At 61.6% G+C, this 21,292-nt stretch carries 24 protein-coding genes; 14 read left to right on the forward strand and 10 right to left on the reverse strand.

Annotated features, from left to right (window positions below; genetic code table 11):
* Positions 1–24 precede the first annotated feature (24 nt).
* The 3 genes from ACMGGW_RS19265 to ACMGGW_RS19275 are packed head-to-tail and all read right to left on the reverse strand — an operon-like array spanning position 25 to position 4,597.
* Positions 25–1,260 carry a c-type cytochrome gene (locus ACMGGW_RS19265; RefSeq protein WP_197832260.1) on the reverse strand — a complete coding sequence of 412 codons (1,236 nt, stop codon included), beginning with the start codon at positions 1,258–1,260 and terminating at the stop codon, positions 25–27.
* Complete coding sequence (locus ACMGGW_RS19270) at positions 1,257–1,811, reverse strand: (2Fe-2S)-binding protein (RefSeq protein WP_127146935.1); 555 nt, start codon at positions 1,809–1,811, stop codon at positions 1,257–1,259. The genes ACMGGW_RS19265 and ACMGGW_RS19270 overlap by 4 nt, the downstream gene beginning before the upstream one ends.
* On the reverse strand, positions 1,808–4,597 hold the full coding sequence (locus ACMGGW_RS19275) for a xanthine dehydrogenase family protein molybdopterin-binding subunit (protein ID WP_060434526.1): 2,790 nt from the start codon (positions 4,595–4,597) through the stop codon (positions 1,808–1,810). Before ACMGGW_RS19275 ends, ACMGGW_RS19270 begins: the two co-directional genes overlap by 4 nt.
* Before the next feature lie 208 nt (positions 4,598–4,805).
* On the opposite strand from ACMGGW_RS19275, the gene ACMGGW_RS19280 reads away from it, so the two are divergent.
* Positions 4,806–5,390, forward strand: a complete 585-nt coding sequence (locus tag ACMGGW_RS19280) for a nucleotidyltransferase family protein (RefSeq protein WP_142591703.1) — start codon at positions 4,806–4,808, stop codon at positions 5,388–5,390.
* 8 nt (positions 5,391–5,398) lie between these two features.
* Positions 5,399–6,451: an XdhC family protein gene (locus ACMGGW_RS19285; protein WP_099817519.1), complete on the forward strand. Its 1,053-nt coding sequence runs from the start codon at positions 5,399–5,401 to the stop codon at positions 6,449–6,451.
* Here the strand turns inward: ACMGGW_RS19285 and ACMGGW_RS19290 are convergent.
* Positions 6,375–7,241, reverse strand: coding sequence for a helix-turn-helix domain-containing protein (locus ACMGGW_RS19290; RefSeq protein ID WP_049296235.1), 867 nt, complete (start codon positions 7,239–7,241; stop codon positions 6,375–6,377). The two genes, ACMGGW_RS19285 and ACMGGW_RS19290, sit on opposite strands and share 77 nt — an antisense overlap.
* A gap of 150 nt (positions 7,242–7,391) precedes the next feature.
* Positions 7,392–9,038, reverse strand: coding sequence for a class I fumarate hydratase FumA (fumA, locus tag ACMGGW_RS19295; protein WP_025304241.1), 1,647 nt, complete (start codon positions 9,036–9,038; stop codon positions 7,392–7,394).
* 349 nt (positions 9,039–9,387) lie between these two features.
* On the opposite strand from fumA, the gene ACMGGW_RS19300 reads away from it, so the two are divergent.
* The 6 genes from ACMGGW_RS19300 (at position 9,388) to ruvX (ending at position 13,592) form a co-directional block, all read left to right on the forward strand.
* Positions 9,388–9,900, forward strand: a complete 513-nt coding sequence (locus ACMGGW_RS19300; protein WP_004937462.1) for a SprT family zinc-dependent metalloprotease — start codon at positions 9,388–9,390, stop codon at positions 9,898–9,900.
* 101 nt (positions 9,901–10,001) lie between these two features.
* Positions 10,002–10,697, forward strand: a complete 696-nt coding sequence (gene endA / locus ACMGGW_RS19305) for a deoxyribonuclease I (RefSeq protein ID WP_025304243.1) — start codon at positions 10,002–10,004, stop codon at positions 10,695–10,697.
* Between the two features lie 69 nt (positions 10,698–10,766).
* Entirely contained in the window at positions 10,767–11,498 is a 732-nt protein-coding gene (gene rsmE, locus ACMGGW_RS19310) for a 16S rRNA (uracil(1498)-N(3))-methyltransferase (RefSeq protein ID WP_197832259.1), read from the forward strand.
* A 10-nt stretch (positions 11,499–11,508) separates the two neighbouring features.
* On the forward strand, positions 11,509–12,459 hold the full coding sequence (gshB, locus tag ACMGGW_RS19315; RefSeq protein WP_043141334.1) for a glutathione synthase: 951 nt from the start codon (positions 11,509–11,511) through the stop codon (positions 12,457–12,459).
* Between the two features lie 147 nt (positions 12,460–12,606).
* A complete protein-coding gene (locus ACMGGW_RS19320) occupies positions 12,607–13,170 on the forward strand; it encodes a YqgE/AlgH family protein (protein WP_004937452.1) in 564 nt (187 codons plus the stop codon).
* Entirely contained in the window at positions 13,170–13,592 is a 423-nt protein-coding gene (ruvX, locus tag ACMGGW_RS19325) for a Holliday junction resolvase RuvX (RefSeq protein WP_025304246.1), read from the forward strand. Before ACMGGW_RS19320 ends, ruvX begins: the two co-directional genes overlap by 1 nt.
* Here the strand turns inward: ruvX and ACMGGW_RS19330 are convergent.
* Positions 13,589–14,611 carry a PilT/PilU family type 4a pilus ATPase gene (locus ACMGGW_RS19330; RefSeq protein WP_197832258.1) on the reverse strand — a complete coding sequence of 341 codons (1,023 nt, stop codon included), beginning with the start codon at positions 14,609–14,611 and terminating at the stop codon, positions 13,589–13,591. The genes ruvX and ACMGGW_RS19330 overlap by 4 nt on opposite strands.
* Before the next feature lie 20 nt (positions 14,612–14,631).
* On the opposite strand from ACMGGW_RS19330, the gene ACMGGW_RS19335 reads away from it, so the two are divergent.
* The 6 genes from ACMGGW_RS19335 to hemW are packed head-to-tail and all read left to right on the forward strand — an operon-like array spanning position 14,632 to position 18,799.
* Positions 14,632–15,339, forward strand: a complete 708-nt coding sequence (locus tag ACMGGW_RS19335; protein ID WP_060434540.1) for a YggS family pyridoxal phosphate-dependent enzyme — start codon at positions 14,632–14,634, stop codon at positions 15,337–15,339.
* A 19-nt stretch (positions 15,340–15,358) separates the two neighbouring features.
* Positions 15,359–16,180, forward strand: coding sequence for a pyrroline-5-carboxylate reductase (proC, locus tag ACMGGW_RS19340; protein ID WP_099817520.1), 822 nt, complete (start codon positions 15,359–15,361; stop codon positions 16,178–16,180).
* A 31-nt stretch (positions 16,181–16,211) separates the two neighbouring features.
* A complete protein-coding gene (locus ACMGGW_RS19345) occupies positions 16,212–16,766 on the forward strand; it encodes a YggT family protein (RefSeq protein ID WP_025304250.1) in 555 nt (184 codons plus the stop codon).
* Complete coding sequence (gene yggU, locus ACMGGW_RS19350) at positions 16,763–17,053, forward strand: DUF167 family protein YggU (protein ID WP_004948014.1); 291 nt, start codon at positions 16,763–16,765, stop codon at positions 17,051–17,053. The genes ACMGGW_RS19345 and yggU overlap by 4 nt, the downstream gene beginning before the upstream one ends.
* 17 nt (positions 17,054–17,070) lie before the next feature.
* Positions 17,071–17,664 carry an XTP/dITP diphosphatase gene (locus ACMGGW_RS19355; protein WP_043141349.1) on the forward strand — a complete coding sequence of 198 codons (594 nt, stop codon included), beginning with the start codon at positions 17,071–17,073 and terminating at the stop codon, positions 17,662–17,664.
* A complete protein-coding gene (hemW, locus tag ACMGGW_RS19360) occupies positions 17,657–18,799 on the forward strand; it encodes a radical SAM family heme chaperone HemW (RefSeq protein ID WP_197832257.1) in 1,143 nt (380 codons plus the stop codon). The genes ACMGGW_RS19355 and hemW overlap by 8 nt, the downstream gene beginning before the upstream one ends.
* Before the next feature lie 36 nt (positions 18,800–18,835).
* Here hemW and ACMGGW_RS19365 read toward each other — a convergent pair whose 3' ends face one another.
* From ACMGGW_RS19365 to glsB, 4 genes are all read right to left on the reverse strand, one after another.
* The gene (locus ACMGGW_RS19365; RefSeq protein ID WP_025304253.1) at positions 18,836–19,084 is read right to left on the reverse strand and encodes a DUF2442 domain-containing protein; all 249 of its coding nucleotides are present in this window, start codon (positions 19,082–19,084) and stop codon (positions 18,836–18,838) included.
* A complete protein-coding gene (locus ACMGGW_RS19370; RefSeq protein ID WP_004937418.1) occupies positions 19,068–19,310 on the reverse strand; it encodes a DUF4160 domain-containing protein in 243 nt (80 codons plus the stop codon). The genes ACMGGW_RS19365 and ACMGGW_RS19370 overlap by 17 nt, the downstream gene beginning before the upstream one ends.
* A gap of 95 nt (positions 19,311–19,405) precedes the next feature.
* The gene (locus ACMGGW_RS19375) at positions 19,406–20,128 is read right to left on the reverse strand and encodes a DUF2884 domain-containing protein (RefSeq protein ID WP_025304254.1); all 723 of its coding nucleotides are present in this window, start codon (positions 20,126–20,128) and stop codon (positions 19,406–19,408) included.
* Positions 20,129–20,158: 30 nt separating this feature from the next.
* Positions 20,159–21,082, reverse strand: coding sequence for a glutaminase B (gene glsB / locus ACMGGW_RS19380; protein WP_004937414.1), 924 nt, complete (start codon positions 21,080–21,082; stop codon positions 20,159–20,161).
* Positions 21,083–21,292 lie beyond the last annotated feature (210 nt).

The following is a 21,292-nucleotide window of genomic DNA, read 5'->3' on the forward strand; positions in this document are numbered from 1 at the left end:
CCATTTTTTTCGTCTGAACGCCGCTTACTTGCGCAGCGCTTTCACCTGCTCGGCGGTGACGTCCGCCGGCAAACCGCCCCAGGTCACCCGCAGGTAATTTACCAGTTCCGCCACGTCGGCATCGCTCAGACGCTCGCCGAAGCCCGGCATGCTCTGCATGCTTTCACCGTTCGGGAACTGCTGGGCCGGCAGGCCGTCCAGCACCGACACGATCAGGTTCTTGCCGTCCGCCTGGCGCAGCGTGGCGTTATCGCGCATCGCCGGTGCGACGTGCGGTTTGCCTTCGCCTTCGCGCGCATGACAGCCGGCGCACTGATCCAGATAGGTCATGCGCCCGGCATCGCTGCCCTGCCCCATTTTCACCGGCACCGCCGCTGGCGGCTGCTCGCCCATCAGATACTGCGCCAGCGCTTGATGGTCTTCTGGCGTCAAATGACGGGTGCTGAGATCCACCACCATATGCATCTCACTGAAGGCCGAACCCTGCGGCGCGAGGCCGGTGCCAAGGAAGCGGCTGACGTCCTGCGGTGTCCAGCCGCGCTGCGCCAGGCCGTGCGGCGTAATGTCCGGCGCCATGAAGCGGCCGAGATCGCCGCCCTGCATCGGCTTGCCGAGATCCATCTGCCCCAGCGCGCCGCGCGGCGTGTGGCATTCGCCACAGTGGCCCAGCACGTCGGCCAGATAGCGACCGCGCTGCCATTGCGACGAGCTGCCCTGCGAGCTGGCCGGCAGCGGATCCTGGCTGCGGAACAGCAGGTTCCAGCCGATCAGCGCCATGCGCTGGTTGAACGGGAACGGCATCTCATTGGCCGGAATGGCGACGTCCACCGCCGGGCGCGTCATCAGGTAAGCGTAGATGTCGTCGGCATCCTGACGCGATATGCCCTTGTACGAGGTGTAAGGCATCGCCGGGTACAGGTGTCGCCCGCCCGGCGCCACGCCCTGCGTCAGCGCCAGGAAGAAGTCGTCCTTGGTCCAGCGCCCGATGCCGTGGTCGGCCGACGGCGTCAGGTTGCTGCCGTAAATCGTGCCAAACGGCGTGTCCAGCGGATAGCCGCCGGCCAACGGCGCCCCGCCGCTGGCGGTATGGCAGGCGGCGCAGTCGGCTGCCTGCGCCAGATAGCGGCCGCGGGCGATCTGTTCGGCGCCGGCGCTCACCTGCTGCACCGGGCCGTCGTAACGCCGGTTTTCCCGCCACCACAGCAGCGCAATCACCACGATCGCCACCAGCACAATCAATACTGCGAGACGTTTTTTCATTGCGCCGTCTCCTTCAGCAGGCCCGGCGTTTTCAGCACCACGTCGCGCACCGCTTCGTAGTAGCGCACATAACCGGTGCAGCGGCAGATGTGGCTGTCCAGCGCCTGCTCGATGGCGCTTTCCAGCTGCTCGCGAGCGATAGGTTCACGCTTGAGCTTTTCCACAAAAATGGTGGCGGCGTTGACGAAGCCCGGCGTGCAGTAGCCGCACTGGAAGCTGTAGTGCTCCAGAAACGCCTGCTGGATCGGCGACAGTTCAACCACCTCGCCCTGCTCGTCCACCTTGGCGTGGCCTTCGACGGTACGCACTTTCTTGCCGTTGAAGAAATGCGCGCCGGTGATGCAGGTGCGCACCTCTTCGCTGGTGCCGCTCGAGTGATCGACGATCGCCACGCAGGCGTGGCAAATGCCCTGCCCGCAGCCGAGGCGCGAACCGGTCAGATCAAGGTACTCGTGCAGGAAATCGATCATCATCAAGCCTTCCGGCACCTCGATCGGGCCGTACTGCTTTTCGTTGATGGTCAGGGAAATCGGCTGGGTTTTAATGCTCATTGTAATACCTCACGAATATTTTCTGCACGAACGGGCAAATCACGGAAACGGTGGCCGGTGGCGTCGGCGATGGCGTTGACCAGCGCGGCCACGATCGGGATCATCACCACCTCCGCCATGCCTTTCGGCGGATCGGTTTCCGACAGCGCCGGCAGGATGTCGCCGCTCTGCTTCCACACCGCCACGTCACTAGCGCGCGGCAGGTGGTAACGGTTGAAGTTCCAGGTGCCGTTGCCCGGGCCGTCTTCGTACAGCGGTAAATATTCGTGCAGCGCATGGCCGATCCCCATCGCCAGCCCGCCCTGCAGTTGGCCGGAAACCAGTTCCGGCACGATCAGGTTGCCACACTCCATGATCGAGTGGTGATTCAGCAATTCCACCTGGCCGGTGGCGATATCCACCGCCACTTCCGCCAGCGTGCCAACGGCACTGTAGTAGGTCACCGCCGCATTGTTGCGCTGGGTCGGCGGATAATAGACCTGCCCGCGCGCCAGCGGTTTGAATTCGCCGCCGGCGTTGCGCAGCGCCATGCCGTCGACCGGCAGGCGCTCGCTTTTGCCGTTCAACGTGAAATCGGCCTCCGCCCACTGCCAGCGGTTGAACACGTGCACCGCCGCGCCGGTGACGCCGCCCATCTGATAAGCCGTCTTGGCCAGCAGCTCGAGGCTCAGCACCGACATGCCCGCCGCCGTCAGGCCGCCTTCGACCCAACGCGCATCTTCGCGCCGCACCACCAGCGGCGCCGCCTGGCCGCCGCCGATACCGGCCTGCCACAGCGCCATCGCCGCCGGCCACAGGCCGTGATCGAAGATCAGGCGCGCCGCTTCGCGGGTGCTGTGCGAGAAGTAATAGGCCGAATTGCTGGCGCTCGACGGCGAACAGTAGCTCGGCGTCCAGTTGGGGTTGGTTTGCAGCTTGTCCTGCTCTTCTTGCGACATCAGGTAAGGATCGCCGCTGGTGACCATCGGCAGTACCGACCAGTCGGTGACCGAGAAGTGCGCTTCGTCGGCCGGTTTGCCCAGCCACTGCGCGCACAGTACCGACTGCGAGGTCGACATGCCGGTGCCCATCTCCGCGCCGCTGTGATGCAGGGTGATGCGCCCGTCTTCGCTCAGCTCCACCCGGGCGAACGAGGTTTCCGCCCCGGTGCCGAAGTCTTTCTGCACGCAGCCGAAGCCAACGCCATAGCGCTTGCCGGGATAGCGGCTCTCAAACTCGGCCTTGCGTTCGGCGCGCTTGAGCCACATCTCATGCTTCGCCGCCTTCTCCAGCACTTCATCGGCGCGGATCGCACCGGCCGGGATCGCCCCTTGGGTGTTTTTCATGCCGGATTTCAGCACGTTGCGCAGGCGGAACTCGATCGGGTCGATCTTCAGCTCGGCGGCCAGCTCATCCACCATCATCTCGGTGGCGGCCATGCTCTGCAGCGTGCCGTAACCGCGCGCCGAACCGGCGTCGATGGCGCGTGAGGCCAGCCCGACCGACGACAGATCGCTTTTTGGGAAGTAGTAAATCGACTGGGCGGCGGTCGCGCCAACCATCACCACCGAAGGGGTAAAGTTGCTGCGGCCGCCGCCGTCCGCCGTCATGTCACCGAGGAACGACTGCATAACGCCGGTCTGGCGATTCACCGCGATGCGATAGTTCATGTCGAACGCGTGGCGCTTCAGCGCCGTCTGGAACTGCTCGAAGCGGTCATTGGCCAGGCGCACCGGGTGGCCGTCGCCGTACATCGCCGCCACTGCGCCGTAATAGGGGAAGTTGTAGTGATCTTTCGAGCCGTAGCCCACGGTGTAGCACGGGTGCAGGATTAGCTGTTTCACCGGCGGGTTGCGCTTGGCCAGCATGCGCGGCATCTCGTCGGCCACTTCCTGCGGCGACTGGGTCGGCACCACCAGATGCAGGGTTTGCGTCTGCGCGTCGAACCAGCCGTTGGCGTTGTCCGGCTCCAGCGCCGAGGTATCGATCGACTGCGTGGTGTAGCGGCGTGACATCACCAGCCAGTCGGCCGGCGGGTTGGCCATCTCGTCGGCGATCTGGCCCGCATAGCGCATGCCTTCCTGATCCAGCTTGCCGCCCTCGCGCCCTTCCGGCCACACCGGCAGGTGCTTTTTCATCGATACCGGGAAGATTGGCGTGTCCTTCAGGCTGGAGAAGCGATCGTCGTCGAACGGTTGATCGCCCCCCACCCGCACATAGCGGAAGCTGCCCCAGGGATCGCGCTCCAGCGGGCCGGTGACCGCGCCGAATTTGATGGTCTCTTCACGGAATTTCAGCTTGTCCTTGGCAAAGCGGAATCGGGCGAAGTCGTGATAGATCAGGATCGCCACCGCCTGGCCGAGGTAGGCCGGGGTTTTGCCGCTCGGCAGCAGCATGTCGTCACCGTAGAACGCCGGGAAGGCCAGGCCATCGCGCGCCAGATCTTCCGCCGTCACCAGGCGATCCGGCTGCAGGTCGTCCCCCAACAGCGACAGATCGACCCCTTCGAACAGCCGGTCGGCTTTGGTGACGCGCAGAATGAAGGCGTGCGCCTGTTTCTGCGGCCAGTGCGGCATGTCCACCGCGCGGATATCGCGCGCGAACACCTTCTGCCCCATAACCTTGGCGCGGCCATCGATGCGGAAACGGACGCGCTTGGTCTGCGGATCCCAGTTAGGTGACTGGAGGATTTTTTGCTCGAACAGCGCGGCGTAGGCGCGGCTGTACAGGGGGGCTAGGTACACGGAGACCCCCGCAATCACGGCGCTTTTGATAAAGCGGCGCCGCGACGGGTTGAAATTGCTCATAAATAAGTCCTTCACGTCTTTCTTGTAATTGGTTTTTGTTCGCGGTGTTGTTGCGCAAACGCTGACGACCTTGCCGTAGACGTCATAAGCATATGCTTATAACTAAAATTATGTGATGATTAACAGACTGTTTTCAACAAAAAAACATTTGCAAAACACAGGTAGTTTGTAGGCTAATAAATAATTTGCGCAAACGCGGACTTCAACCATGACCACGGGCATTGTCATTACCGCCGCCGGACGCGGGGAGCGCTTTATCCAGGCCGGCGGCCAGGGCAACAAATTGAACGCCGGATTCGCCGATGCGGCGGGCGAGCAGCGATCGCTGTTCGAACACACTCTGCGCCAGGCGCTGGCTTCCGGCCTGCCGGTACAGGTGGTAACCCGGCCGGATAATCTGCCGGTGCTGGCAGCCTGCGCCGCCAAGCAAGTGCCGGTCACCCTGCTCGCCAGCGGGGGCCTCGGCGACTCGATCGCCGCGGGCGTTGCGGCCACGCCGCACTGGCAGGGCTGGCTGATCCACCTGGCCGATATGCCGTTCGTCGGCGCCGACGTTTTCCGACAGGTGGCGGATGCCTTACGGCAGCACTCGATCGTGCGCCCCTGCTATGCGCAACAGCCCGGTCACCCGGTCGGCTTTTCCGCCCAATTGCGCAAACCGCTTTGCCAACTGCGCGGCGATAATGGCGCGCGTGAACTGCTGCAAGGCGCGGCGGTACACCTGCTGCCGCTTGAGTACCCCGGCGTCGTGCAGGATATTGATCTTCCATCGCAACTCCCGGCCAGCGAGTAAACTCACCTATGCAACATCTTGATGTCACCGTGGTCAGCCAGGCGATAAGCTGGCTGCAGCAACAGCCGGTCTGGTTATGCACCGTGCTCAGTACCTACGGCTCTTCGCCGCGGTCGCCGGGCGCGTTGATGGCCGCGACCCGAGACGGCCGCTACAGCGGTTCATTGTCGGGCGGGTGCGTGGAGGAGGACTTTCTACGGCGCGTAGCCGCCGGGGAGTATCAGGCGCCCAGCCAGGTGATCCGTTATGGCGAAGGCGGCATGACGCCCAACGTGGCGCTGCCCTGCGGCGGCGTGCTGGACGTGCTGATCGAGTATCTGCCGGCGGGAGAAGCCAGCGTCGCTTATCTGCAACGCATCGCCGGCGCGCTGGAAGGGCATCACGCGTTGATCAAACGCCTGACGCTGCCCCACGCCTGCCACAGCCTTGAGCAGAGCCACTTCACCAGCGCCACCCAGGTCGAACGCCGGCTCGAGCAGATCACCCTGCACATCGCGGCCGCGCCGCGCCTGCTGATCGCCGGGTTGTCCAGCGTGGCGCTGTACTGCGCCGACTTCGCCGTGGCACTGGGGTTTGAGGTGCTGGTGTGCGAGAGCCGCCCGGAGGCGCTGGATAACTTCGCCGCCGAGCTGAAACCGGGCGTGACGCTGCTGCGCCAGTTTCCGGCCAAGTTCATTGAGGACGGCGGTTGCCACGCCAATACCGCCGTCGTGGCGCTGACCCACGATCCGCGCATGGACGACCTGACGCTGATGGAAGCGATCCACACCCCGGCGTTTTACATCGGCGCCATGGGCTCGCTGAGAAACAGCGCGCGGCGGCGCCAGCGTTTGCAGCAGATTGCCGAATTCACGCCGCAGGAGCTGGAACGCATTCATGCGCCGATCGGCCTGCCGCTGGGCAGCAAAACCCCGGCGGAGATCGCTCTGGCGGTGATGGCGGCGATCGTGCAGCAAAAAAACCGGCTGCCGGCCGCCGACGGGATCAGTGCAGCGGCACCACCGGCACCAGATGTTGCAGCTCCAGATGCAGCTCCTCTTTCCCGCTCAGCGAATAGCTGAATACCGTCATGTCCGGCCCGTCACCGCGGGCCAGCCCCATTTCGGGCAGTACCTGCGTGTAAATTTTAATGATGTGATCATTGAGCGCCACCGGCTTGCCGGAATAGCGAAAACGGCAAAACTCGCCGTGGATCTCCGGCAGCGGCTCCAGCGCCACGCCTTCGCGTAGCGGGTAGTCCGTCGTCACGCCCAGGGTATAATCGACCCTGACCCGCTCGCCGTCCGGCACCAGTTGGGTAAACGAATAGGTTTGTGCCGGGCGCTCGCCCAACAAGGTGTAGAACTGCGCCCGAAGCGCGCTGCGCTGCGGCAGGTGCGACTTGTCCAGCTTCTCGATATCCAGATGGTACGCGTAATGTTTGCCGTGAAAGGCATATTGCCCTCTGGCGATGCTGACGCGTTCGACCTGAATATCGCCGGGCTGGCTGGCCGCCAGCGAACGCACCAGATTGCTGAAGTCCTGCTTGCGGGCATGGCGATACACGCTGGGCGATTCGGCGAAGTGCTTTTTGAAACAGCGCGAGAATGTCTGCTGATTATCGAATTGATATTCAACCGAAATGTCTAGAATGCTCTTCTGCGTGAAGCGCAAGGCGAAGGCGGCGAGGTAGAGGCGGCGAGCGCGGATATACGAGGCTAACGATAATCCGGTCTGCTTTTTGAACATGCGCTGCAGGTACCATTTCGTGTAGCCTGACTTGGCAGAAACGATATCCAACGACAGCGGATTGGTCAGGTTATCTTCAATCCAGACCAGCAATTCCTTGATGTGACTTTCCTGCGTTCCCATGTGCTTGCCGAACCTTCTGTTGCCGATATTCCATTAGTCGAATTTTAGTGCTACCCGCGTAGGGTATACAGGTTAAAACTCGACGTCCAGCAAGCTACAGGACTTTACACACTCCCCTTCACCGCCCGCGGGCGGCGAAGGGGGCAGCGATTATTTCAGACAGCTGGAGCACTGACCGGCCTGAATCTTCTGGAAGAAGTCATTGCCTTTGTCATCCACCAGGATAAACGCCGGGAAATCTTCCACTTCGATTTTCCAGATCGCTTCCATGCCCAGCTCAGGGTACTCCACGCACTCCAGGCTCTTGATGCTCTGCTGCGCCAGCACCGCCGCCGGGCCGCCGATGCTGCCGAGGTAAAAGCCGCCGTGCTTGTGGCAGGCATCCGTCACCTGCTGGCTGCGGTTGCCTTTCGCCAGCATGATCATGCTGCCGCCGTGGGATTGCAGCAGATCGACGTAGGAGTCCATACGCCCAGCGGTGGTTGGCCCCAAGGAACCGGACGCGTAGCCTTCCGGCGTTTTGGCCGGGCCGGCGTAGTAGATCGGGTGATCCTTGACGTACTGCGGCAAGCCTTCACCACGATCCAGGCGCTCTTTCAGCTTGGCGTGCGCGATATCGCGGCCGACGATGATGGTGCCGCTCAGCGACAGGCGGGTGGAAACCGGGTACTGCGACAGCTGTTTGAGGATCTCGGCCATCGGACGGTTGAGATCGACCTTGATCGCCTCGCCTTCCCCGGCCTGGCGCAGCTCCTGAGGAATGAATTTACCCGGATTGTGCTCCAGTTTTTCCAGCCAGATGCCGTCGCGGTTAATCTTGCCTTTGATGTTGCGGTCTGCCGAGCAGGAAACGCCCATGCCGACCGGGCAGGACGCGCCGTGGCGCGGCAGGCGCACCACGCGGATATCGTGCGCGAAGTATTTGCCGCCGAACTGCGCGCCCAGCCCCAGGTTCTGCGCTTCTTGCAGCAGTTCCGCTTCGAGTTCCAGATCGCGGAACGCCTGACCATGCTCGTTGCCTTCGGTCGGCAGGCCATCGTAATACTTGGTCGAGGCCAGTTTGACGGTTTTCAGCGTCGCTTCCGCCGAGGTGCCGCCGATGACGAACGCCACGTGGTACGGCGGGCAGGCCGCAGTGCCCAGCGTGCGCATCTTGTCGACCAGGTAGTTTTTCAGCTTGCCCGGCGACAGCAGCGCCTTGGTTTCCTGATACAGATAGGTTTTGTTGGCAGAACCACCGCCCTTGGCGATGCACAGGAATTTGTATTCTTCGCCGTCCACGCTGTAGAGATCGATCTGCGCCGGCAGGTTGCTGCCGGTATTGACCTCTTTGTACATATCCAGCGCAGCGTTCTGCGAATAGCGCAGGTTCTCTTCGATGTAGGTGTTGTACACCCCGCGCGACAGCGCTTCTTCATCGCCGCCGCCGGTCCAGACGCGCTGGCCCTTTTTGCCGACGATGATCGCCGTGCCGGTATCCTGGCAGGTCGGTAAAATACCCTTGGCGGCGATTTCTGAGTTACGCAGAAATTGCAGCGCAACGTACTTGTCGTTTTCGCTGGCGTCCGGATCGTCGAGGATATCGGCCACCTGCTGTTGATGCGCCGGGCGCAGCATGAACGAGGCGTCGTGGAACGCATGCTGGGCAAGCAGGGTTAACGCTTCAGGGGCAACTTTCAGTATTTCCTGGCCTTCAAACTCGCTCACGGAAACGTGGTCGCGGCTCAGCAGATAATATTCGGTATCGTCTTTCTTCAGCGGGAACGGATCTTGATAGTGGAACGGTTTATTCGACATTGATCTCTCACTTGCAACATCAGCTGCGTTAAATTCACACTTGTGGCGCGCGAGGCGGCGCCTTGTCAAAAAACTGCCTCCACCTTACGTATTTTTAATCAGTCAGTTATTGCGCCAAATCGCAAAATAACCGCTCTTTGCGTAAGGGATTACCACAGGCGGCGTTTCAACCTTGCTCGGTGAGAACTGCGGGTACAGGCTCATCATGCACGCTTTATTATCCCGCAGTTAACACATTGATTACAATCCATCGACGGCGATCGCTTTATCAATGTGGCGAAAAAACGCGGATGCGGATTTGCGTCGGAGCATATTGTCAGCCGCCGTGCCATTGCTTAAGCTAGCCGCAATGAACAAACCAAGAATCCCCATCGCGCTGCAACAAGCGGTGATGCGCTGCCTGCGAGAAAAGCTGCAGTTGGCACGCCAGCATTTTGCCGTCGAGTTCCCCGAACCCAGCATCGTCTATCAGCAACGCGGCACCAGCGCGGGCACCGCCTGGCTGCAAAGCTGGGAAATCCGTCTGAACCCGGTGCTGCTGCTGGAAAACCAACAGCCGTTTATCGATGAGGTGGTGCCGCATGAGTTGGCGCACCTGCTGGTGTTTCGCCAATTCGGCCGGGTGGCGCCGCACGGCCGCGAATGGCGCTGGATGATGGAAAGCGTGCTACTGACCCCCGCCAGCCGCACTCACCGTTTCGAAACCGCCTCGGTGCAAAGCAAAACCTTCCCCTACCGCTGCGGCTGCGGGCAGCACCAGCTCACCATTCGCCGCCATAACCGCGTGCTGCGCGGCGAAAGCGAATACCGCTGCCGCCGGTGCGGCGAAAAACTGAAATTTCTTGCTAGCGAGAACCTTTAGTTAAACGATTTATACGTTAAAACAAGCAAATATCGCCATTTGCCACTGCCGGCAAGTTCCGTTACCCTGCCTGCTTTTCCAATTTTGAGCTGTTTTGGAATATGCTTCGCAGAATTTTGTTTATGGCGGTTTTCGCCGCAGGCGCCGTACAGGCGCACGGCATCAATAACTTCTCTCAGGCCAAAGCGGCGGCGGCCAAGATTAATCAGGATGCGCCGGGCAGCTTTTACTGCGGCTGCCGCATCGACTGGCAGGGCAAGAAGGGCATCCCGGATCTCGCCGGCTGCGGCTATCAGGTACGTAAAAACGCCCAGCGCGCACAGCGCATCGAATGGGAACACGTAGTGCCGGCCTGGCAGTTCGGTCACCAGCTGCAGTGTTGGCAGGACGGCGGGCGCAAAAATTGCAACAAGGACGCCACCTATCGCCAGATAGAAACCGATCTGCACAACCTGCAGCCGGCGATCGGCGAAGTGAACGGCGACCGCAACAACTTCATGTACAGCCAATGGAACGGCGGCGCAGGCCAGTACGGGCAATGCCCAATGAAGGTGGACTTCAAGAATAAACAGGCGGAGCCGCCCGCCCGCGCCCGCGGCGCCATTGCCCGCACCTACTTCTACATGCGCGATCGCTACCAGCTGCGGCTGTCACGCCAGCAAACCCAGTTGTTCGAGGTGTGGAACCGGCAATATCCGGTGAGCCAATGGGAATGTCAGCGTGAAGCACGTATCGCCAAGGTGCAGGGCAACCACAACCCCTATATTCAACAGGCTTGTCAGCAGCGGAAAAGCTAACCTACTATAGCCTTTATCTTTCATGGCGCCGCCAACCCGCGGCGCCGTTTCGTCAGGATCAGACTACCCATGCGCATACCCCGCATTTACCATCCGCAGCCGTTGACCGATCGGGCGGAGATCGCCCTCAGCGAGGACGCCGCCAACCACGTCGGGCGCGTGCTGCGCATGAGCGCCGGCCAGGCGCTGCAGCTGTTCGACGGCAGCAACCAGGTGTTCGACGCCGAGATAGTCCGGGTGGACAAAAAGAGCGTGGTGGTGCGCCTCGGCGACGGCCGCGTGGAGGACATCGAATCGCCGCTCAACCTGCATCTGGGCCAGGTGATCTCGCGCGGCGAGAAGATGGAGTTCACCATCCAGAAATCCATCGAGCTGGGCGTCAACGTCATCACCCCGCTGTTTTCCGAGCGCTGCGGCGTCAAGTTGGACGGCGAGCGTCTGGCGAAGAAAATCCAGCAATGGCAAAAAATCGCCATCGCCGCCTGCGAGCAGTGCGGCCGCAACCGCATTCCCGAAATCCGCGAGGCGATGTCGCTGGAGGCCTGGTGCGCCGAGCAGGACGGCAGCCTGAAGCTCAACCTGCATCCGCGCGCCAGCCACAGCATCAACACGCTGCCGCAGCCGGTAGACCGCGTCCGCCTGCTGATCGGCCCGGAAGGCGGTTTGTCCGCCGACGAAATCGCCATGACCACCGACCACGGATTTACTGATATTCTGCTGGGACCACGCGTTCTGCGTACCGAAACCACAGCGCTCACCGCCATTACCGCTCTGCAGGTCCGCTTCGGCGACCTGGGTTAAAGGAGAAAAGATGATTAAGCTCGGCATCGTGATGGATCCTATCGATTCCATCAACATCAAGAAAGACACCAGCTTCGCCATGCTGCTCGAAGCGCAGCGCCGCGGTTACGAATTGCACTACATGGAGATGAACGATCTCTATCTGCACGCCGGCGACGGGCGCGCCCGTACCCGCCTGCTGAGCGTGAAGGAAGACAAGGAGAGCTGGTTCAGCTTCGGCGCCGAGCAGGATCTGGCGCTGCACGATCTGGACGTGATCCTGATGCGCAAGGATCCGCCGTTCGATACCGAATACATCTACGCGACCTACATTCTGGAACGCGCCGAAGTCAAAGGCACGCTGGTGGTCAACAAGCCGCAAAGCCTGCGCGACTGCAATGAGAAGCTGTTCACCGCCTGGTTCTCGGAACTGACGCCGGATACGCTGGTCAGCCGCAGCGCCGCACACATCCGCAAATTCCACCAACAGCACGGCGACATCATCCTGAAACCGCTGGACGGCATGGGCGGCGCGTCTATCTTCCGCGTGAAGCAGGACGATCCTAACCTGTCGGTGATCATCGAAACCCTGACCGAACACGGCAGCCGTTTCTGCATGGCGCAGAACTTCCTGCCGGCGATCAAGGACGGCGACAAGCGCATCCTGGTGGTGGACGGCGAGCCGGTGCCTTACTGCCTGGCGCGCATTCCGGCGCAGGGCGAGACCCGCGGCAACCTGGCGGCCGGCGGCCGCGGCGAAGCGCGTCCACTGAGCGAGAGCGACTGGAAAATCGCCCGTACCGTCGCCCCGACGCTGAAAGAGAAAGGGCTGATCTTCGTCGGCCTGGACGTGATCGGCGATCGCCTGACCGAGATCAACGTGACCAGCCCAACCTGCGCACGCGAGATCGAGGCGGCATTCCCTATCTCGATTACCGGCATGCTGATGGACGCGATTGAAAAGCGCCTGGCGGCGAAGTAATGCGTCATGCGGGCGGCATGCCGCCCGCTATCCTGTATCGCGCCTGCCAAAGCCCGCCTTTCCGGCAGCAGCTTGAAAGGCGGCGGGTATAGCCGCATACTGGCGGCTGTTTATTTTCTCACCCATTGATTACCTTATACTAACGCCATGAATTTACAGCACCATTTTCTGATCGCCATGCCAACGCTGCAGGATCCTCGCTTCAAGCGCTCGGTGATTTACATTTGCGAGCACAATGAAGAAGGCGCCATGGGTTTGGTGATCAATAAACCGGTGGAGCAGTTCACGGTAGCCACGGTGCTGAGCAAGCTGAAGATCATGCCGCCTGCGCGCGATCCGGCCATCAGCCTGGACAAGCCGGTGTTCGCCGGCGGCCCCCTGGCGGACGATCGCGGGTTTATCCTGCATACGCCGCGCCACGGCTTCGGCGCCAGCATTCAAATTTCGCCCAACACCATGATCACCACCTCGAAAGACGTGCTGGAAACGCTCGGCACGCCAGAGCAACCGGACGACGTGCTGGTGGCGCTGGGTTATGCGGGCTGGGAAAAGGGCCAGTTGGAGCAGGAAGTATTGGAAAACGCCTGGCTGACCATCGAAGCCAACACCGACATTTTGTTCCGCACGCCGATCGCCAGCCGCTGGCGCGAGGCGGGGAACCTATTGGGTATCGACATTCGCAGCATCGCCAACCACGCAGGACACGCCTGATGAGCAACCGCACCATTATCGCCTTCGACTTCGGCACCAAAAGCATTGGCGCGGCCATCGGCCAGGAGTTGACCGGCAGCGCCCGCGCCCTGCCGGCCTTCAAAGCGCAGGACGGCTCGCCGGACTGGCTGAAAATTGAAAAACTGCTGAAGGAGTGGCAGCCGGATTTGGTGGTGGTCGGCCTGCCGCTGAACATGGACGGCACCGAACAACCCGTTACCGCCCAGGCGCGCAAGTTCGCCAACCGCCTGCACGGCCGCTTCGGCATCCAGATCGATCTGCATGACGAGCGCCTGAGCACCGTGGAAGCGCGCGCCAACCTGTTCGACCGCGGCGGCTTCCGCGCCCTTGATAAAGGCAGCGTGGATTCCGCCTCCGCGGTAGTGATCCTCGAGAGCTGGTTCGAACGGCAGCTGGGCTAAACACCCTTTCCCTCCCCCGCACAGTCCCCCAACACACCGGCGTCAATCCGCTGCTGCAAACCTTGCTCAAAGGTTTGCATGCCGGACTGTGCGCCGGTTTGCAACACGCTCGCCAACTGATGCGTTTTCCCTTCGCGGATCAGGTTGCTGACCGCCGCCGTCGCCGTCAGCACTTCGAAGATCGCCACGCGTCCGCCGCCGGGCCGCCTCATCAGCTTTTGCGCGATCACCGCCTGCAGACTGCCGGCCAGCTGGGCGCGCACATAGGGTTTTTCTTCCGCCGGAAACACGTCCACTAACCGTTCCACTGCCTGCGACGCGCTGCGGGTGTGCAGCGTCGCCAGCACCAGGTGGCCGGTCTCCGCCGCGGTGAGCGCCAGCCGGATGGTGGTGGTATCGCGCAGCTCGCCCAGCAGGATCACATCCGGATCTTCGCGCAGCGCGGCGCGCAACGCCGCATCAAAGCTGTGGCTGTCGCGGCCGATCTCCCGCTGCTGGATCAGCGATCGCCGGCTGCGGTGCAGGAATTCAATCGGATCCTCCAGCGTCAAAATGTGCCGCTGCTGGTGCCGGTTGATCTCGTCGATCATCGCCGCCAGCGTGGTGGACTTGCCGCTGCCGGTGGCGCCGGTGACCAGGAGAAGCCCATCGTCGCGCCGCAGCAGCGCCGGCACGATGGCCGGCGCTGCCAGCTCGGCAAGCGAAGGCGATTGCCCGGCAATACGCCGCAACGCGAGAGACATCCCCGCGCTTTGTTGAAAAATGTTGGCGCGCAACCGCTCCCCGCCCGGCCTGTGCAACGCCAGATCGACCTGCCCCAGCCGCCGCAGGCTCTCGCGCTGCTGCGCATTCAGCAATCCATCGCAGAGGGCCTGCGCGCCTTGCGCCGTCAGCGTTGGCGCCGCCGCCAGCGGCTGCAGTTCACCGTCGATGCGCAACATCGGCGGATGACCGGCACAAAGGTGCAGATCGGAAGCATTATGCTTTACACTAAGGGCCACGAATTCATCGATATCCATATCACTCTCCCGGGTCAATAATGAGCACTATCCAACAGAACCTGCAGGATGTCAGAAACCGCATCGCGGCCGCCGCGCAAAACTGCGCGCGGGCGCCAGAAGAAGTTGCTCTGCTTGCAGTCAGCAAAACCAAACCTGTGGCGGCGATCGAAGAAGCCATCGCCGCCGGCCAGCGCGCCTTCGGCGAGAACTACGTGCAGGAAGGGGTAGACAAGATCCGGCATTTCGCCGAGTCGCCTCAGGGCGGTGAGTTGGTGTGGCACTTTATCGGCCCGCTGCAATCCAATAAGAGTCGGCTGGTGGCAGAACATTTCGCCTGGTGTCATACCGTGGATCGGCTGCGCATCGCCCAGCGCCTGAGCGATCAGCGCCCGGCCGACATGCCGCCGCTCAACGTGCTGATTCAAATCAACATCAGCGATGAGCAGAGCAAATCCGGTATCGCGTTGAGCGAACTGCCGGCGCTGGCCGAGGCGATCGCTGCGCTGCCGAACCTGACGCTGCGCGGCCTGATGGCCATCCCGGCGCCGGAAACGGATTATCAGCGGCAGCTGGCGGTATTCAGCCGGATGAACGACGCCTTTCTCGCCCTGCGTCAGCGTTATCCGCAGGCCGATACGCTGTCGATGGGCATGACGGACGATATGGCGGCGGCGATCGCCGCAGGCAGCACCCTGGTGCGCATCGGCACCGCAATTTTTGGCGCCCGCGACTACTCGCAGGCCTGACAAACAGACGAGGGATTTGATGCAACATCGCAAGATTACCTTTATCGGCGCCGGCAACATGGCGCGTGCAATCATCGCCGGCCTGGTGGCGGGCGGCTATCCGGCCAAATCCATCAGCGTCTGCGCCCCTTCGCCGAAAAACCGTGACGCGCTGGCGGCGGACTACGGCATCGTCAGCAGCGGCGACAACGTCGCCTGCGCGCGTGAAGCCGACGTCGTGGTGCTGGCGGTCAAACCGCAAATGATGGCCGACGTGTGTCAGCCGCTGCGCGAACAGGTCGATTTCGGCGGCAAACTGGTGCTGTCGATCGCCGCCGGCATTCAGGTCAGCCGTTTCTATCAGTTGCTCGGCGACCAACTGAACATCGTGCGCATCATGCCCAACACCCCGTCGCTGGTCGGCAAGGGCATGAGCGGGCTGTACGCGCCGGTGCAGGTCAGCCAACAGGATCGCGACTACACCGGCGATTTAATGGCGTCGGTCGGTAAAGTTTGCTGGGTAGATGACGAAAATGGCATCAACGGCGTGATCGCCGCCGCGGGCAGCGCCCCGGCTTATTTCTTCCTGTTTATGGAAGCGATGCAAAAAGAGGCCGAACGCATGGGCTTCGACAGCCAGACCGCGCGCGATCTGGTGCAGCAGGCCGCTTCCGGCGCCGCCGCACTGGTGGAAGCCAACCCGGATACACCGCTGGGCACGCTGCGCGAGCAGGTGACCTCCAAAGGCGGCACCACCGCCGAAGCGCTGCGGGTGTTCAACGAACGCCAACTGCCGGAAACCGTGGCGCAAGCGATGCAGGCCGCCGTTTCCCGTGCGCAAGAAATGGAAAAATTATTTTAAATAACCCCGAGTTAAGGAGAAGGACCACTTCATGCTAACGCTGACTTTCCTGGTCAAGACCGTTATTGATCTGTACGTGATGGTGCTGTTGCTGCGCATTTGGATGCAATGGACGCGCACCGATTTTTATAACCCGTTCTCGCAGTTTGTGGTGAAGATCACCCAACCGGTGGTCGGCCCTCTGCGCCGCATCATCCCATCGCTGGGGCCTATCGACAGCGCTTCTCTGCTGCTGGCGTTCCTGTTGATGACCATCAAGTACCCGCTGCTGCTACTGATCCAGGGCGGCGCGATATCGCTCAGCCCGTATAACCTGCTGTTCGGCCTGATCTCGCTGGTCAAGTCCGCCGGCTACCTGATCTTCTGGGTGATGATCATTCGTGCGCTGATGAGCTGGGTAAGCCAGGGCCGCAGCCCGATCGACTACGTGATGTACCAGCTGACCGAACCGTTGATGGCGCCGATCCGTCGCATCATTCCGGCGATGGGCGGTATCGACTTTTCCGCCATGGTGGTGATCCTGATCCTCTATCTGATCAACTACCTGGGCATGGATCTGTTCGGCGAGATCTGGTTCCTGCTGTGAGTGCCGTCACTCCGGTGCTGGACGGGCTGGCGATCAGGCTATATATTCAGCCGAAAGCCAGCCGCGACCAAATTATCGGCTTGCATGGCGACGAACTAAAAGTCGCCATCACCGCCCCGCCGGTCGACGGCCAAGCCAACGCCCATTTGATCAAGTTTATCGCCAAGCAGTTCAAAGTGGCGAAAAGCAACGTCACCATCGAGAAAGGCGAACTGGGGCGGCATAAACAGTTACGCATCGTGAATCCGCAACAGATCCCCGCCGTGGTCGCGGCGCTCATCGAATAATTTTCAAGGTAGTCATTATGCAAAAAGTCGTTCTTGCCACCGGTAACCCGGGCAAAGTGCGCGAACTTGCCGACCTGTTGGCCGATTTCGGCCTGGACGTGGTCGCGCAAACCGATCTGGGCGTGGAATCCGCCGAAGAGACCGGCCTGACGTTTATCGAAAACGCCATTCTGAAAGCGCGCCATGCGGCACAGGTCACCGGCCTGCCAGCGATCGCCGACGACTCCGGTCTGGCGGTCGACGCGCTGGGCGGCGCGCCGGGCATCTACTCCGCACGCTACGCCGGTGAAGACGCCGACGATCGGCAGAACCTCGACAAGCTGCTGGCGGCGATGAAAGACGTGGCGCTGGGCAAGCGCGGCGCGCAATTCCACTGCGTGCTGGTCTATCTGCGCCATGCGGCAGACCCGACGCCGCTGGTGTTCCACGGCAGTTGGGCCGGCGAAATCACCGAACAGGCCGCCGGTGAAGGCGGCTTCGGTTACGACCCTGTCTTCTACGTGCCGGAACTGGGGCGCACCGCCGCCGAGCTGAGCCGCGACGAGAAGCGGGCGATTTCGCACCGCGGCAAGGCGCTGAAGCTGATGTTGGAAGCCATGCGCAATGCTTAAGCTGCCCCCGCTGAGTCTCTACATCCACATCCCGTGGTGCGTGCAGAAATGCCCGTATTGCGACTTCAACTCCCATGCGCTGAAGGGTGACGTACCGCATCAGGAGTACGTCGATCATCTGTTGGCGGATCTGGATGCCGACCTGCCGCTGGCCGGCGGCCGGGAAATCAGCACTATCTTTATCGGCGGCGGCACCCCCAGCCTGCTGAGCGCCGAGGCGATGCAGGCCTTGCTGGACGGCGTGCGGGCGCGCATTCGCGTCGCCGACGACGCCGAAATCACCATGGAGGCTAACCCCGGCACCGTGGAAGCCGATCGCTTCAGCGGCTACCAGCGCGCCGGCGTCAACCGCATCTCCATTGGGGTGCAAAGCTTCAGCGCCGAGAAGCTGACCCGCCTGGGGCGCATCCACGGCTCGGAAGAAGCCAAACGCGCGGCGACGCTGGCGACCGGCCTTGGCCTGCGCAGCTTCAACCTCGATCTGATGCACGGCCTGCCGGATCAGTCGCTGGAAGAGGCGCTGGACGATCTGCGCCAGGCGATCGCCCTCAATCCGCCGCACCTGTCGTGGTATCAGCTGACCATCGAGCCGAACACCCTGTTCAGCTCACGCCCGCCGGTCTTGCCGGACGACGACGCGCTGTGGGACATCTTCGAACGCGGCCACCAGCTGCTGAGCGCCGCCGGATACCAGCAGTATGAAACCTCGGCCTACGCCAAGCCGGGCTACCAATGCCAGCACAATCTCAACTACTGGCGCTTCGGCGACTATCTGGGGATCGGCTGCGGCGCGCACGGCAAGGTGACCTTCAGCGACGGACGCATCCTGCGCACCGCCAAGACCAAGCACCCGCGCGGCTTTATGCGCGGCGACTACATGGACAAGCAGCATGAGGTGGCGGCGGCGGATCGGCCGTTCGAGTTCTTCATGAACCGCTTCCGCCTGCTGGAAGCCGCGCCGCGCGCCGACTTCGTCAACTACACCGGGCTGGCGGAAAGCGTTATTCGCCCGCAGCTGGACGAAGCGCTGGCCAAAGGCTATTTGGAAGAAACCGCGGAGCATTGGCAAATTACCGAGAAGGGCAAGCTGTTCCTCAACTCGCTGCTGGAACTGTTCCTGGCGGACGACGAGTAAAAAAAAGCGCTGAATGATCAGCGCTTTTTTTCATGTTCAGGCGGCATTATGAGGGCGGTGCGTCACGTCGCCACGCCCCTTCAGCAATCCCTCAACGGAAACATCCTCGTCCAACGCGTCCCAATGGATGCCGCGAGCGCTGAGCTCATACCCCGCCCGCTGTTCTTCCGTCGCGTTCAACAAACGGGGAAACCAGGCCAGCGGCACGCCAATAATTCTGGCGTCACTTAGTTCGACCCACATCGTCGTATCGTCAAAGCTGACGCGTTTAGCCGAAATACTCATGCCAAGCCTCCAAAAACAATGCCTGATAGGTATCAACCAGACCAGCCAACTCTTTTAGCGTTCTGGCGTTAAAGCCATCATTACGCGCCAACTGCACGCCAGGAACCAACCAAAATTTCGCTTCAGCCTCAGCGTCTCTGATATGAACATGCGGCGGCTCAAGCGGGTCACCCTCATTTGAATAAAAAAAGAACCTATAGCCTTTATAACGGAATATCACTGGCATCAATGCAAAATCCTTTTGCCGATTGATTATAGTTTAGCCAGTTTCTCAGATAGCCGTCGTGAGGTCAAAGAACGCACGGCGACTATGCCTATCCGTTACTTCAACGCCTTCAGCAGATCCTTGCGCTGGGTTTCCAGTGCGGTGACGCGGTTGCACACGTCATGACCGAAGTTCTGGAAGTCCTGCTCCTGGTTGTTCCATTCGTTCTGGATCGCCTTCTGCAAGCCGCCCAGGTTGCCCATGATCGCCTGCAGCGGGTTGCCGCCGCTGTTGGCGGCCTGTTTGACGCCCATCTCGTTCAGGCTGTCCTGCAGCACCCCGCCCATGCTCTGCTGCACGATGTTGCGGCCGTCCTGTTCCACCTGGTCAATCGCCTGGTGGTGGAAGGTCAGACCGTCGCTGCGGTGTTCGATGATGCGGTTCATCTGCTGTTTCAGCTGGCCGTTCAGGGTGGTCAGCCGGTTGCGCACGTTGCTGTTGCTGCCCAGCTCTTTGACGATCACCTTATCCAGCGCCGAGCGGGCTTTCTCCAGGTGCTTCTGCGCGCCGTCGTCGATCCACGGCAGCTGCTTGCGCAAGGCGCTCTGGTAACTGAAGGCTTTCTGCCGCTGGCTGTCGCTCAGGCTCAGCGCCTGGCCGTTGCGGATCACGTCGCCATCCGGCGAAATTTGCAGGTCGCCGCTGGCGCCTTTCACCTGCACGCTCTGCGGGCTGATGATCACATCATCCTGGGGTTTAACGCTGCATTGGTACTCAGCGTGGGCCTGTGCGGCAGTCGCCGCCAGCAGCAGTAAGGCTAACCCGGTTTTCTTCAACATAGCTTCTCCTGACTCCCATCCAGATTGGGATTAAAAAATCGAACGACCGATACGTTGAGACAACAGTTCCAGCGCCGCAGTTCCCGCCAGCGAGTTGCCGGAAGCATCCAGTTCCGGCGACCAAACGACGATCGACAGTTCGTCCGGCACGATGGCCACGATGCCGCCGCCCACGCCGGACTTGCCCGGCATCCCCACCCGATAGGCGAATTCGCCGGCGCCGTCGTACATGCCGCTGGTCATCATCAGGGCGTTGATCTGCCGGGCCTGCAGCGGGCTGATCACCGCCTCGCCGCTGAGATCGCGGCCGTGATTGGCCAGATAGACGAAGCTGCGCGCCAGTTCCACGCAGCTCATGCGCAGCGCGCAGTAGTGGAAATAGGTTTGCAGCACGGTAATCACATCGTTCTCGAAGTTGCCGAACGACTTCATCAGATAGGCGATGGCCGCATTGCGATCGGAGTGTTCGAACTCGGAGCGCGCCACCCGCAGGTCATAGGCCAGGTCGTCTTCACCGGCCAACTGACGCACCACCTCCAGCATGCGCTGTTTGGGGGCGCTGAGCCGGGTTTGCAGCATGTCGCACACCACCAGCGCGCCGGGGTTGATAAACGGATTGCGCGGTTTGCCCTGCTCCATCTCCAGCTGCAGCAGCGAGTTGAACGGCAGGCCAGAAGGCTCTTTGCCGACGCGCCGCCAGATCTCAGGCTCCTGATAGCGCGTCAGCGCCAGCGTCAGGCTCAGCACTTTGGAGATCGACTGGATGGAGAAGCGCTCCGCGGCGTCGCCGGCCTGGAACAGTTCGCCATCCACCGTGCAGACGGCGATCGCCAGCCGATCGGCGGGCACTTCCGCCAACGCCGGGATGTAGTCGGCCACTTTTCCCTGGCCAATCAGCGGGCGCACCTGTTGCAGGATCTCTTCCAGCAACGCGTTATCCAATGTTGTTACCACCTCGGTCACACTCCGGGCAAAACAAAGGCGCCGTTAAGGCACCTTAAATCCATCCCCGTCATACTTGAATCCGCATCTGTGTTGGCTGCGAGCGCTCACCCCAGTCACTTACTGAAGTAAGCTCCTGGGGACTCACACTCTTGCCGCCGTGATGCAAATCCAATTATTTAGGGGGAAATAAGCGGCGCGAAGCCGCGCTCATCGGGCAAA

The sequence above is a fragment of the Serratia sp. BNK-4 genome (assembly GCF_048685115.1).
GTDB classification, from domain to species: Bacteria; Pseudomonadota; Gammaproteobacteria; order Enterobacterales; family Enterobacteriaceae; genus Serratia; species Serratia bockelmannii.